The sequence below is a fragment of the Haloechinothrix sp. LS1_15 genome (genome assembly GCF_033042135.1).
In the GTDB taxonomy this organism is placed as follows: domain Bacteria; phylum Actinomycetota; class Actinomycetes; order Mycobacteriales; family Pseudonocardiaceae; genus Haloechinothrix.
The window spans coordinates 88177-101623 of sequence record NZ_WBXM01000014.1 but is presented as its reverse complement, the minus strand read 5'-3'; the positions used below and the strand labels follow the sequence as shown (position 1 = coordinate 101623).

At 68.6% G+C, this 13447-nt stretch carries 11 protein-coding genes; 3 read left to right on the top strand and 8 right to left on the bottom strand.

Annotated features, from left to right (window positions below; genetic code table 11):
* Positions 1-16: 16 nt before the first annotated feature.
* The 4 genes from pssA to glp form a co-directional block, all read right to left on the bottom strand.
* Positions 17-922 (bottom strand): CDP-diacylglycerol--serine O-phosphatidyltransferase, encoded by a 906-nt coding sequence (pssA, locus tag F8178_RS18365; RefSeq protein ID WP_317496074.1) that lies wholly within the window; start codon positions 920-922, stop codon positions 17-19.
* Between the two features lie 5 nt (positions 923-927).
* Complete coding sequence (locus tag F8178_RS18360) at positions 928-1692, bottom strand: phosphatidylserine decarboxylase (protein ID WP_317496073.1); 765 nt, start codon at positions 1690-1692, stop codon at positions 928-930.
* A 124-nt stretch (positions 1693-1816) separates the two neighbouring features.
* A complete protein-coding gene (locus tag F8178_RS18355) occupies positions 1817-2092 on the bottom strand; it encodes a GlsB/YeaQ/YmgE family stress response membrane protein (protein ID WP_317496072.1) in 276 nt (91 codons plus the stop codon).
* A gap of 23 nt (positions 2093-2115) precedes the next feature.
* Positions 2116-3342, bottom strand: a complete 1227-nt coding sequence (glp, locus tag F8178_RS18350) for a gephyrin-like molybdotransferase Glp (protein WP_317496071.1) — start codon at positions 3340-3342, stop codon at positions 2116-2118.
* Positions 3343-3380: 38 nt separating this feature from the next.
* Here glp and F8178_RS18345 point away from each other — a divergent pair, with 38 nt between their 5' ends.
* Together F8178_RS18345 and groL are read left to right on the top strand one after the other, a co-directional pair.
* On the top strand, positions 3381-4535 hold the full coding sequence (locus tag F8178_RS18345) for a serine/threonine-protein kinase (RefSeq protein WP_317496070.1): 1155 nt from the start codon (positions 3381-3383) through the stop codon (positions 4533-4535).
* A 267-nt stretch (positions 4536-4802) separates the two neighbouring features.
* A complete protein-coding gene (gene groL / locus F8178_RS18340) occupies positions 4803-6443 on the top strand; it encodes a chaperonin GroEL (RefSeq protein ID WP_317496069.1) in 1641 nt (546 codons plus the stop codon).
* A 153-nt stretch (positions 6444-6596) separates the two neighbouring features.
* On the opposite strand, the gene F8178_RS18335 is transcribed toward groL, so the two are convergent.
* The 4 genes from F8178_RS18335 to F8178_RS18320 all read right to left on the bottom strand — a co-directional run bounded on the left by F8178_RS18335 (position 6597) and on the right by F8178_RS18320 (position 8975).
* Entirely contained in the window at positions 6597-6818 is a 222-nt protein-coding gene (locus F8178_RS18335; RefSeq protein ID WP_317496068.1) for a PspC domain-containing protein, read from the bottom strand.
* Between the two features lie 104 nt (positions 6819-6922).
* Positions 6923-7807 (bottom strand): DUF72 domain-containing protein, encoded by an 885-nt coding sequence (locus F8178_RS18330; protein ID WP_317496067.1) that lies wholly within the window; start codon positions 7805-7807, stop codon positions 6923-6925.
* A 119-nt stretch (positions 7808-7926) separates the two neighbouring features.
* On the bottom strand, positions 7927-8112 hold the full coding sequence (locus tag F8178_RS18325; RefSeq protein ID WP_317496066.1) for a DUF397 domain-containing protein: 186 nt from the start codon (positions 8110-8112) through the stop codon (positions 7927-7929).
* Positions 8085-8975 carry a helix-turn-helix transcriptional regulator gene (locus F8178_RS18320; protein ID WP_317496065.1) on the bottom strand — a complete coding sequence of 297 codons (891 nt, stop codon included), beginning with the start codon at positions 8973-8975 and terminating at the stop codon, positions 8085-8087. The genes F8178_RS18325 and F8178_RS18320 overlap by 28 nt, the downstream gene beginning before the upstream one ends.
* 374 nt (positions 8976-9349) lie before the next feature.
* Here F8178_RS18320 and F8178_RS18315 point away from each other — a divergent pair, with 374 nt between their 5' ends.
* The gene (locus tag F8178_RS18315) at positions 9350-13414 is read left to right on the top strand and encodes a LamG-like jellyroll fold domain-containing protein (protein ID WP_317496064.1); all 4065 of its coding nucleotides are present in this window, start codon (positions 9350-9352) and stop codon (positions 13412-13414) included.
* Positions 13415-13447 lie beyond the last annotated feature (33 nt).

Below are 13447 nucleotides of genomic sequence, written 5' to 3'. Positions count from 1 at the left end.
GCCACTGGTCTAGGGCTTATCGGGGGCGTTGTCGGAGCCCGATCCGGCGCCAGTCGCGCGCCCGCCTGCCGGGGGTGGTGGGCTGCGTCGCCCCCGCGACAGTGCGCCGTGACGGCCGCCGCAGCCCGAGCCTGCGTTGGGAACGCCCGCTGCGGCGGATCGCACGTCGTTCCTTGGACGGCACTTCCCAGGCTTCCGGGTGGGCGGCGAGCCACCGGTAGCGGTGCACCGCATACGGCACGTGCGCCAGGTAGAGCAGCAGCGCCGCCGACAGCGCGATCAGCGGGAACTGGATGACCGCCGCGGCGAGCAGGCCGACCCCAACCAGGAGCGGCGCCACGGCCTTGGCCGGTACCCGTAGCGTCTTGACCGACAGCGTCGGGATACGGCTGATCAGCAGCGTCGCCACCCCGATCGTCCACAACCACACCACCGCGGGGTGAGCCCACCAGCCAGAGCCGAACTCCAGCGTCACCGCCAGCGGGAGCAGCGCTAGCAGGCCGCCTGCCGGGGCCGGTACCCCGACGAAGAACTCGTGCGTATACGGCGGCTGCTCGGCATCGTCCAGCAGCGTGTTGAACCGGGCGAGTCGCAGGATCATGCAGACCGCGAACACCAGCGCCGCGATCCAGCCGAACCGGTGCCCGTCCGACATCCAGATGAACAGCACGAGCGCGGGCGCCACCCCGAAGGAGATGGCGTCCGACAGCGAGTCCAGCTCGGCGCCGATCTTCGAGGTGGCGTCCAGCAGCCGGGCGAGCCTGCCGTCCAGGCTGTCGAGCAGTGAGGCGACCACCACGCCCACGATCGCCAGTTCGAACTGGCCGAGCAGCGCGAACTGTACCGAGGACAGCCCGGCACATACGGCGAGCACGGTGATCGCGTTCGGGAGCAGGCGAACGCCGGGGGCGGTTCGCGTCATGACGCTCAACTCCCGGCAGGCGAACCGGATGGGGGCATCGACGGCGGGGCGTCCGCGTCGGACGGTAGTTCGGCCAGCGGGGTCTCGCCACCGATGGCGCGCTGGCCGGGCCTCACGAGCACCCGGCTACCGGCCGGGAGGTACAGGTCGAGGCGGGAGCCGAACCGGATCAGGCCGTAGGTGGTGCCGACGTGCCCGGAGTCGCCATCGCTGACATCGCAGACGATGCGGCGGGCGACGAGCCCCGCGATCTGCACCATGACCAGTTCCTGCCCGCGCTCGGTGCGTAGCAGTACGGAGTTACGCTCGTTGTCGTCACTGGCCTTGTCCAGATCGGCGGAGAGGAACCTGCCCTTGCGGTAGGCCACCCGCTCGACCGTGCCGGTGGCGGGAAGCCGCTGCACGTGAACGTCGAACACGGACAGGAAGATGCTGATCCTGGTGCGTGGTTCGGCGGGAAGGCCGAGTTCGGCAGGCGGTGCGGCCTGGTCGACGGCCGCGATCGTGCCGTCGGCGGGCGAGGCGGCCAGGTCCGGGTTTTCCGGCGGCACCCGGATCGGCTCCCTGAAGAACCACGCCACCGCCGCCGCGGCGACGAACCCCAGCGTGCCCAGTGGCCGGGCGATCCGCCGCAGCGCGAACGCCACGGCGAGCGCGCCGTACACGAACGGTCTGCCCGCCGGGTGTACGGGTGGGATCGATCGCCGTGCGAGGCGCAACAGGCGCATGAGGGTGCCTTCGGCAGGGTGCGACTCGGTATCAGCTGTCATCGCTTCTTCTGCTCTTCGTGGTCAGGGGCCGGGCGTTGTCGTCGCCTTAGACGCTAGACCACGCTTGGTGGCTTCCTGCGCCGGCCTCGATTGCCCTCGGCCACGGTGGGGCCGGCTGCGCTGGCTACCGGCGCTGCGTGCCGCTGCGGCTGAACAGTTGCAGCAGCAGCAACAGCAGGATGGCGCCAAGCACGGCGACGGCGAAGCTGTGGAGGTCGAAGCCGAAGGAGATGTCCCTGCCCGTGCCCACGGTGTAGACGAACCCGCCGAGCGCGGCGCCGACCACCCCGGTGAGCACGTTGAGGATGCAGCCCCTGCGCTCCCGGTTACGTCCCCCCACGACGACGTTGGCCACCCAGCCCGCGATGGCACCGAAAATGATCCACGAGATGATGCCCATGCCTACACGGTAAGCCTGGCGGCTCAGTCCAGCAGGAGCACCTCCACTTCCTCACCCTCGGCCACCTCGGTGACATCCTCGGCCACCACGATCAGGCAGTTGGCTTCGGTGAACGCCGCCAGCAAGTGGGAGCCCGGCCCGCCGCGAGGTTCGACGGTACCGGTGGTCGCACCGGCCGCGCGGGGATCGTCGTGCTCGGTGTAGTGGCCGCGGCGGAACTGGCGCTTGCCCGCGGGAGCTTTGAGCGGTTCGAGTAGCCGGGCGCGGACCGTCGGCCGTTCGACTTTGGGGTGCCCGAGTGCGGCCAGCAGCGCGGGACGCAGGAAGACCTCGTAGGAGACCAGCACGCTGACGGGATTGCCTGGCAATGTCACGATCGGTACGCCGTGTAGCGTGCCGCAGCCCTGCGGCCCGCCGGGCTGCATCGCCACCTTGGTGAACGTGACGTGCTCACCGGCCAGCGCATCTTTGACCACCTCGTAGGCACCCGCGCTGACGCCGCCTGAGGTGACGATCAGATCCGCTGCCGTGGCGCGCTCGGTGAGTGCTTCGGTGAAGGCGGCCACGTCGTCGCTCACCGCGCGCATCAGCTCGACCCGGCAGCCGAGACCGCGCAGCGCCGCCGCGAGCATCACGCCGTTCGATTCGTAGATCTGCCCGTCGGCCAGCGGGGCGGGTGGTGTGACCAGCTCGGTGCCGGTGGAGACCACGAGCACGCGCGGCGGCAACCGCACGGTGAGGCTGTCCCTGCCGGTCGCAGCGGCAAGGCCGAGCTGCGCCGCCCCGAGCACCGTGCCGGAGGTCAGCGCCCGCGCGCCCCGCGCGATGTCCTCACCCGCGCGGCGGATGTTGGCGCCCGGCTCGGCGGCGGCGTGGATCGCGACGGTGCCGGTGGCGGCGTCGGTGTCCTCCACCCGCACCACCGCGTCCGCCCCGCGCGGGACCGGGGCGCCGGTCATGATGCGGTGCGCGGTGCCCGCGACGAGCTCGGGGACGTCGGTGCGGCCAGCCGGTATGTCGGCGGCGACCGGTAGTCGCACCGGCCGTTGCGGACCCGCTGCCATGATGTCGCTCGCGCGGACCGCGTAGCCGTCCATCGCCGAGTTGTCGAACGGCGGCAACGCCACACCCGCGGTGACGTCCTCGGCCAGCACCAGCCCATGGCACTCCTCGAGCGGCAGCGTTCCCGCGGGCGCGCGTGGTACCAGCTGCCGCACCGCTGCCCGGTGCTCCGCGACGGAAACGGTCATGCTCGGTTACTCCTCCCGTTGGCGCTAGGCTACCCGGTGTGGCGGACGGTGACGGGGACGAACTGACCGGGCGCGAATTGGGGCGCTATCGCATCGATTCGGTGCTCGGCCGTGGCGGGATGAGCATGCTGTACCGGGCCACCGATCTGCGGCTCGGGCGCAGCGTCGCGCTCAAGGTGGTCGGCCAGGATACGGATGCCGAACTCCTGGCGCGTTTCGCGGACGAAGCGCGGAACACCTCGGCGATCGACCACCCCAACATCGTGCCGGTCTACGACGTCGGCGACGTCGACGGCACGCACTACATCGCGATGCGGCTGGTTGACGGTTCGGATCTGGCGTGCCAGGTCGAGCAGGGACCGTTGCCGCCGCGGCGGGCGCTCGACCTGCTGACCCAGCTGGCCGACGCGCTGGACGCGCTGCACAAGCGCGGCATGGTGCACCTGGACGTGAAGCCGGCCAACGCGCTGGTGACCACCACCGAATCCGGCAGGGAGCACGTCTATGTCGCGGACTTCGGGCTGACCCGACATGATGCCTCCGGGCAGCCCAGCGGGGACGGCGAGGGACAGGAGGACTTCCTCGGCTCGCCGACCTATGCCGCCCCGGAACACCTGCGCGGCGAGTGCCTGGACGGCAGGACGGACCAGTACGCGCTGGCCTGCGTGCTCTACACCTGCCTCGTCGGGCGGCCGCCGTTCGGTGGGGACGTGAACGAGGTGATCAGCGGGCATCTCAACGACGATCCGCCGAGGGCGAGCGCGGTGGCGCCGACGCTTCCCCTCGCGATCGACGAGGTGATCGCGCGTGGGATGGCCAAGGAGGCCCAGCTGCGGTACGCGAGCTGCGTCGCGCTGATCGCCGCGGCCCGGCAGGCGCTGGCGGACGCCCCCGGTGGGGCCGGGGTGCGGCCGTACGTTCCGTCGCAGCAGGCTCCGGCGCATTCGGTACCCGCGCAGCCCACCCCGGCGCGGCCGACGCCCGCGCGACAGGCTCCGATACGGCAGGCGCCGATACAGCACGTGCCGCCCCCACCGGTCGACGGTCCGGTACGGCTGCGTCCGCCGGAACCCGTTACCGCTCCCGTGTTCGCCACGACACGCCCGGCCACTCGCGCTGCCTGGCTGGTTCCCGCCGTGGCTGCCGGGGTGCTGCTGCTGACGCTGGTCATCGTGCTGCTCGTGGCGCTGTGAGGGCGGCGGTGTGCCGGTGGCGTCGTGAGCAGCGACGTGACCAGCACAGCTTGCACTCTCACGGCGAGAGTGCTAAACACGTACTTGGCACTCGACGGTGTAGAGTGCTAGGTGGGATCCGCTGACAAGCGGATCTCGCGTTGAAGGTCGGGACGGTGAGACGCGGTTCGGCACCTGCGTTCCAGGTGCCCGGGCCGGTCGTCCGTCGCGGGCACCGAGCCTGGCCGAGGACGTGTCCATTCCCCCCAATCGGAGGACCACACCGAAATGGCCAAACAGATTGCGTTCGACGAGGACGCCCGCCGCGGGCTCGAGCGCGGCCTCAACACCCTCGCCGAAGCCGTCAAGGTGACGCTCGGCCCTCGGGGCCGCAACGTCGTGCTCGAGAAGAAGTGGGGCGCGCCGACCATCACCAACGACGGTGTATCCATCGCCAAGGAGATCGAGCTCGAGGACCAGTGGGAGAAGATCGGTGCCGAGCTCGTCAAGGAAGTCGCGAAGAAGACCGACGACGTAGCCGGTGACGGCACGACCACCGCGACCGTGCTCGCGCAGTCGCTCGTCAAGGAGGGCCTGCGCAACGTCGCCGCGGGCGCGGACCCGATCGCGCTGAAGCGCGGTATCGAGAAGGCCGTCGAGGCGGTCACCGAGCAGCTGCACAAGTCGGCACAGGAAGTCGAGACCAAGGAGCAGATCGCTGCCACCGCGTCGATTTCCGCCGCCGACCGCACCATCGGCGAGCTGATCGCCGAGGCGCTCGACAAGGTCGGCAAGGAAGGCGTCGTCACCGTCGAGGAGAGCCAGACCTTCGGTCTCGAGCTGGAGCTCACCGAGGGTATGCGCTTCGACAAGGGCTACGTATCCGGCTACTTCGTCACCGACCAGGAGCGGCAGGAAGCCGAGCTGGAAGACCCGTACATCCTGCTGTACGGCGGCAAGATCTCCAACGTCAAGGACCTCCTCCCGCTGCTGGAGAAGGTCATGCAGGCCAACAAGCCGCTGCTGATCATCGCTGAGGACGTCGAGGGCGAGGCGCTGGCCACCCTGGTCGTCAACAAGATCCGCGGCACCTTCAAGTCGGTCGCCGTCAAGGCCCCCGGCTTCGGTGACCGTCGCAAGGCGATGCTGCAGGACATGGCGATCCTGACCGGCGGCCAGGTCATCACCGAGGACGTCGGCCTCAAGCTGGAGAACGCTGACGTCTCGCTGCTCGGCCGTGCGCGCAAGGTGACCATCACCAAGGACGAGACCACCATCGTGGACGGCGTCGGCGACGCGGACCAGATCCAGGGCCGGGTCAACCAGATCCGGACCGAGATCGAGAACAGCGACTCCGACTACGACCGCGAGAAGCTGCAGGAGCGGCTGGCCAAGCTGGCGGGCGGCGTTGCCGTCATCAAGGCAGGCGCGGCCACCGAGGTCGAGCTCAAGGAGCGCAAGCACCGCATCGAGGACGCCGTGCGCAACGCGAAGGCCGCCGTTGAGGAGGGCATCGTCGCCGGTGGTGGCGTCGCCCTGCTCCAGGCCTCGCAGGACGCGTTCGAGAGCCTCCAGCTCAGCGGTGACGAAGCGACCGGAGCGAAGATCGTCAAGGTTGCCGTCGAGGGCCCCCTCAAGCAGATCGCGGTGAACAGCGGTCTCGAGGGCGGCGTCGTGGTGGAGAAGGTCAAGGGCCTGGAGAAGGGCCACGGCCTCAACGCCGCGACCGGCGAGTACGAGAACCTCATCGAGGCCGGCGTGATCGACCCGGCCAAGGTGACGCGCTCGGCACTGCAGAACGCCGCGTCGATCGCCGCGCTGTTCCTCACCACCGAGGCTGTCGTCTCCGAGAAGCCGGAGAAGGCAGGCGCGGGCGCTGGTGCCGACCCGACCGGCGGCATGGGCGGTATGGGCGGCATGGACTTCTGACACTCCCAGGCCTCCAGGCCAGAAGTCCGCGCACAGAGCCCGGTTCGCTACGGCGGACCGGGCTCTTTTATATGTGCCGTGTCAGGCGTACGGGCACCCCGTGTCGGGCGTGTGCGCACCCCGTGTTGGGCGCCCGGGCATGCCGAGTCGGGCTTATACGGTCTCTTCCTCCGGGATGAGCAGCCAGCCGGCGGCGTAGAGCACGACGGGCAGCCCCAGCGAGATCAGCGCCGTGGCCACCAGCACGATCCGCACCAGGATGGCCTCGATCCCGAAGTAATCGGCGACGCCGCCGCATACGCCTGCGATCATCCGGTTGGTCTTGCTGCGGCGTAGCTTCTTGAGGTTCTCGGGGTTGAAGTAGTTGTCGGTCATAGGTCCATGCTGCCGCGCCACGTACCGGTGCGCATCAGGGAAGTCCCCGATCACGACCCTGGTCGGTGGTGGGGTGCCTGCCTGCCGGTTCCCTGCGGGCTGCCTCACCCCGTCCCTGCCGTAGCCCCCACTATCGCGGCCAGCCTGGTGGCGTCGTGCGGGGCGTGGCCCGCCTCGTCGTTGTCGAAGTACAGGTAGACATCGCGCGGCCGTTTCGGTGCTTCGCCCGCCACGGTGTGCTCGGTGCGCGGGCTGTCCCCGGTTGCCCAGGTCTCGATCAGCCGCGCCCACTCGCGGAGCGCCTCGTCGGTGTAGCCCCCGGCGTACAGTTCGCGCTCGCCGTGCAGTCGGATGTAGACGAAATCGGAGGTGACATCATCCAGCCGGGGGAACTGCCCGGCGGAGTCGGCTACCACGAGCCCGATGTCGTGCTCCCGCAGTAGCTCCACGCACTCGGCGGTGGCGAAGCTGGGATGCCGCACCTCCAGCGCGTGCCGGAGCGGGCGGTCGCCCTCGACCTCGGTGTGGGGATCGCCTTTGATCTTGTCGTCGTGTCCCGTGGCTACCTCGGCTGCCTCGGTGGTGGTGCGGGGAAGCTGCGCGAAGAACCCGGCCAGCCGCTCGGCGTCGAACCGCATCCGGGGCGGTAGCTGCCACACGATGGGCCCGAGCTTGCCGCCGAGCGCCAGCGGGCCGCTGGCGAAGTAGTTCGCCAGGGCGCCCGCGACGTTGCGGAGCTGCTTCATGTGAGTGATGAAGCGGCCGCCCTTGAGAGCGAACACGAAGTCCTCGGGAGTCTGCTCGTACCAGGCACGGAACGACTCGGGGCGTTGCAGCGAGTAGAAGGTGCCGTTGATCTCGACGGTGCCGAGCTGCCCGGACAGGTACGCCAGCTCGCGCCGCTGCACCAACCCCTTCGGGTAGAAGCTGCCGCGCCACTCGGCGTACTGCCACCCGGACGTGCCGATCCTGATCTCCGAAACTGCCATCACCCCCTTGCCGTGTCGCACCCGCGCCGGTGGGTGGGGCTGAACGTGACGTTCAGCGCCCTCTAGGGAACGAACGCCACGTTCAGCTCCCTGCCGGTGTGTGGTGGGCGGTTCCGCCGCTAGCGCAGCGTGGCCAGGAAGGCGCGCCAGGCACCTACCGGGGCCTGTAGGATCCCCCCGTCGGGGTCCTTCGAGTCCCGTACGGCCACCGCGCTCGTCCGCCAGGCGACCTCGACGCAGTCGCCGTTGCCGCCGCTGTAGCTGCTCGTCCGCCAGGTCAGACCGGTGTGCTCGCGGGCAGGCATCGCGATCCATCCTCCGCTCGGTCGTACTCGCTTGCCAGCTCGGCAAGCCGTTGCCTGGATTGTCCCTCATCCAGGGCGAGTTCGGCGAGGTGCGCGAGGATCCGGCGGTAGGTGGCGATGTCTGCGGGTTGCTCGAGGAACAGGCTGGACACCTCGTTCTCCACGTACACCACGGGCGGGTGATCCGTGTATTCCATCAGTCGAAACGGCCCGGCGAGCCCGGGGTGGGCGCCGGCCGAGTTGGGAACCACCCGGACGGAGCAGTGCGGCAGCGAGGTGACGAACACCAGCTGGAGCAGTTGCTCGTGCATCACCGCAGCGCCGCCCACCGGCAGCCGTAGCGCGTGTTCGTGCACGTAGAACAGCAGCACCGGTGGGCGGCAGCGGCGCAGCAACGCCTGCCGCGCCATCCGCGCCTGGACTCGCAGTTCTACCCCATCGGCAGGAACAGCCGCGGAGTTGCGCACGATTTCCTGCGCGTACTCCTCGGTCTGTAGCAGCCCGTTGATCCGGGCGAGCTCGAAGCTGGTGATCGCCGCAGCGGTGGTTTCCTGCACGACCAGTGATCGCAGCTCGTCCGGCAGGCCATGGCCGTGTGGGCGTACCCAGTAGCCGTCGTCGGCCTGCCGCGCCAGCTTCAGCAACCGTTCCAGCTCCGCGCGCGGCACGCCACAGCTACTCAGATAGATGGCGTTGTCCACTTCGGACCCTGGCCGCTGCCCGCTCTCCATACGGGAGACCTTGCTGTGCGACCAGCCCAGCTTGCGCGCCATCTCGACGCCGCTCAATCCCGTCGCCTCGCGGGCGCGGCGCAGCTCGGTGCCCAGCTCGCGCGCCCGGGCGGTGCTGTCGGGCAACCCCATTGCGCTCTCCCTCCATCTCGGTCGAGCGCCCAACCTAGACCTTCACCGGGTGTCACGGGAGCGCCGCGCGGGAGATTCACCGCAAGGGACGGTGCTGTGCCGGCAGGTCACAGGCCTGCGGGCGAGCAAGCGAGGCGCCGTCAACCGCCACCCGGACCATCACCAAACTACCTTTCCATAACGTTAACGCCGCGAATGATGTTACGTTCCTGTTATTGCGCATGTCTGCTTTCGGATGATTGCGTATCCCTCGTTTAGGTAAGACCGGATCACTGGGGCGTACCACTGGGGCGCGCTGGGGCGACTGGGGGCGAGACCTGGGAGGCTTCGTGCATTCCACTGCCAATAGACGGCGATGGGGACCTGTCACTGCGATGGTCGCGGCGTTGGCCATGATGGTCTCGCTGGTGCCGCTCGGTACGCCCGTCACGGCACAGGCTGCCGAGGCGGACGACGACACAACGGGTGAGCACGCTGAGGACGGCGGCGCAGCGGAAGCGGAACTCCTCGCCGAGCATGCCGAAGCCGCCGAGCGGGCGCTGGAGACCGGAGAACCGGCCAGAGTGGAGTCGCTGACCACCGCCACGGAGGAAACTGTCGCCCTGCCGGAGGGCGGCTTCGAGCAGATCTCGCACCGCTCACCGGTGCGTACCAGGGAAGCAGGCGAGTGGGTGGATGTGGATACCACCCTCCAGGCACGTGACGACGGGACCGTCGGGCCCAGTACCACCACGGTTGACCTGGCGCTCTCCGGCGGTGGCGCCGACACGCCGCTGGTGGTGATGGAGCACGACGGCGCTGAGGTCGGCCTGGATTGGGACGCCGAACACTGGGGCGGGCCGCTGCCCCAGCCGGAACTGGACGGCGACACCGCGACCTACCCCGAGGTGCTGCCCGGTGTTGACCTGGAGGTCACCGTCACCGACACCGGCTTCTCGCAGGTGCTTGTGGTTCAGGACCGCGAAGCCGCGAACCAGCCGGAACTACAGCAGGTGCGTTTCGGCAACCACACTCGTGGCACCGACGTGGCCACCAGGCCGCACCCTGCCACCGGCGAGGACGGCTACGAGGGGGACGGTGCGGAACCGTCCATGCTGGAGGTCACCAACGACAACGGGGAGGTCGTGTTCGTCGGTGACGCCTCGCGGATGTGGGACTCCACCGGCGAAATCTCGGCCACGGCACTGCGGGCCGGCGAACGTGAGGGCTCCGCGCGGGACGCCCGATCGGAGCAGGCCCGACAGGCGGTCATGGACGTGGCGGTCACCGACGACGAGGTCGCCATGACCCCGGACGAGGACTTCCTTGATGACGAGGAGACCGAGTACCCGGTCTACATCGACCCCTCCTACGGCTGCACCGACTGCAACATGCGCAACTACCTGGTGCTGTACCAGGAAGGTGGGGTGTCCTGGAACGATGACCCCGACGACCTGATGAAAACCGGGCGCGTCTGGGACAGCTTCAACAACAAGACCGTCACCGCCCGGTCGTACTTTGACTTCAACGTCTCCAGTATCCCGAGCAACGCCCATGTGGACGACGCACGGCTCTACCTGACTGTCAACAACTCCTACTACTGCTCGGGAACCACCGAGGTCTACGCCACGGGCAGGATCCACTCGAACATGAGCTGGGGGAACGGCCCATCGCTGGTGAGCAAGATCGGCGAGGTGAACGCCTACAGCGGCTGTCCGGATGCCGGTAACTGGACCAGCGGCAGCGGCACCGAGGTGCGCAACTACGTCCGCTCGTTGATCGACAACGGGACGGGCGTGGCGACGTTCGGCATGGGCGGTGCCGACGAGAGCGCCACCAACGACGACTGGCGCCGCTTCCGGACCAACCCGGGATTGCGTGTCACCTACAACGTCCCGCCGGACAAGCCCACTCATCTCGCCGCGTACAACGGCACCGAGAACCTCGGCTGCGGTGAAAACCGCTACGAAACGTGGGTCGGCGACGGCGACATCACCCTCCGCGCGCGGGCGTCCGATCCGGACGGCGATTGGGTGCAGGCGCGCTTCTCGTTCAGCAGGAACGGTTCGTTCCTGGGAACGCTGGAAACCGACTACCAGCCCTCCGGCGGGATCCACCAGGTCACGGTCCCGGACGACTGGCTGGAGGACGAGGGGCTGGTGTCCTGGCGGGTCCGGGCACGCGACGAGCACGGGGCGACCTCGCCACCAGCCGGGCCCGGCGGCTCCACCAGCGAGTTCTGCCGGTTCATGCTGGACTACACCCCGCCGGACACCCCGGGAATCGAGTCCCTCGACGGCTTGTATCCCGATGCCGACGAGACCGACGGTTACCACGGCGCGGTCGGCAAGACCGGATGGTTCACCTTGACACCCGGTGAACCGACCGGTGCTGACGGCGAGGTCGACGTCGATCACTACGGCTGGTCGCTGGAGCCCGACAAGTTCGACAACATCGTGCCCGCGCGCTCGGACGGTACTGCGGTCATCGGGGTGACCCCACCCGAAGAAGGACCCAACACGATCTACGTGAAGTCCTTCGACAAGGCCGGCAACCCCTCGCAGCGGGTCGAACCGGACGAGGACGAACCGGACGGCCATGAGTACTACACCTTCAATGTCGACGAGGAAAGCGGCCCCATCGCTTCCTGGGAACTCGACGGCGACGGCAGTGACTCCACCGGCAATGCCGGAATCCTGGAGCTGCGGAACGGGGCGACGTTCGGTGATGGCTACCGCGACGACGGGCTGCACCTCGACGGGGACGACCAGCACGCCGCCACCGGCGAGCCGGTATTGGACACCACCGACTCGTTCTCCGTATCCGCCTGGGCCAAGCTCGACCACGACGACGGGTCGGCCACGGTGCTGTCGCAGGACGGCACGCGTCGTAGCGGCTTCATTTTGCAGTACAACTACGCGTTCGATCGGTGGGCATTCACTAGACCCGAAGAAGACGTGGATTACCCGGATTTCAGTCGCGCATTGTCGGAGGAATCACCGGAGGTCGGAGAGTGGACGCATCTGACTGGCGTATATGACGCTGCGTCTGACACTAATCGTCTTTATGTCGACGGTGTTCTGGAGGCTGAAGCGAGCTTCAGCGACACCTGGGACGCTGACGGGACCTTCGCCGTTGGTCGGAACACCTCACGAGGCAACCACATCAGCCACTTCCCCGGTGCGATCGACGAGGTCACCGTGCATGACCGGGTGATCTCGGAGGGTGAGATCGCTGACCGCGCCGCCATGCCGGTGGAGCGGGCTCGCTACCCGCTGGACGAGGACGCCGGGACGACCGCTGCTGACAACGTGGGGGACCACGACGCCACCGTGACCGGCCTGGCCGAGGAGGGAAGCGAGGAGCTGAACCTGCTGGAGAACCCCGATCTGACGGAATGGGACGCGGACGGCATCCCGGAGTGCTGGTCCACTCCCGGTTGGGGTGACCACGACTGGTCGGTGGAGCAGGTCGAGGGCCGCGACAGCGCGTACGCCGCTCACCTGAGCATTAGCGATCACGAATCCGGTGTACGGCGTATCCGGCAGTCCTCACTCGACTGCGCAGCGACCGTCGAGGAAGGCACGAGCTACTCGGTGTCCGCTTGGTACCGGACCGACACCGAGGACACCGCGCTGGCGCTGTTCACACATGACGGTGACGGTTGGGAATGGTGGGACACCGTCGACGTGCTCGACCCCACCGATGACTGGCAGCAGGTGAAGGCCGACACCCCGCCGGTCCCGGAGGGGGTCGAGCGGATCTCGTTCTCGCTGACGCTGCGCTCGGAGGGATACCTCACCACCGACGACTACCAGATGGTCGAGGCCGGTGGGTCCGGTAGCGCGCCCGGCTCGGTGAGCTGGAATCCCGACGGCGACGGCGCGCTGTTCTCCGGCTGGGGCGGCGACGCGATGGGCGAGATCGTGGCGGATCTGCCCGGCACGGTGGATACGAGCGGCTCCTTCACGCTGTCCGGGTTCGCCCGGCACGACGGAGTGGACGAGTACGCGCGGGCCGCGTTCGCCGTCTCCGGGCAGGAGTACGCACCGGTGTTCGTGGGATACCGGCCCGATTGGAACCGCTGGGGAGTGATGGTGATGACCGGATCGCAAGACGCTCCGGTGATCCGGACCATGCTGTCGGACCGGGAAGTCACCGAAGGCATGTGGGCCGAGCTGGCGGTCACCTACGACGCCGCCAGGGAGGAGCTCCGTTTCTTCGTCAACGGCGTAGCGCAGTCCACGATGCCCGACGGGGTGGATGACGACGGGAATCACCAGATCAAGCAGTTGGACGAGCCGAAACGCACCGGCATCGGGCCGCTGGCGAGCGACTCGGGTGAGCTGCTGATCGGCAGGAGCCGCTGGGAAGGCAACGACGTGGATCCCTGGCTCGGCGGTGTCCGGGACGTGCGGGTGCACTCCGGTGTAGCCGTCACGCCGGGCGAGGAATGGTAAAGCCCCGCTATTTCGATCTGTCACTGAAACAGG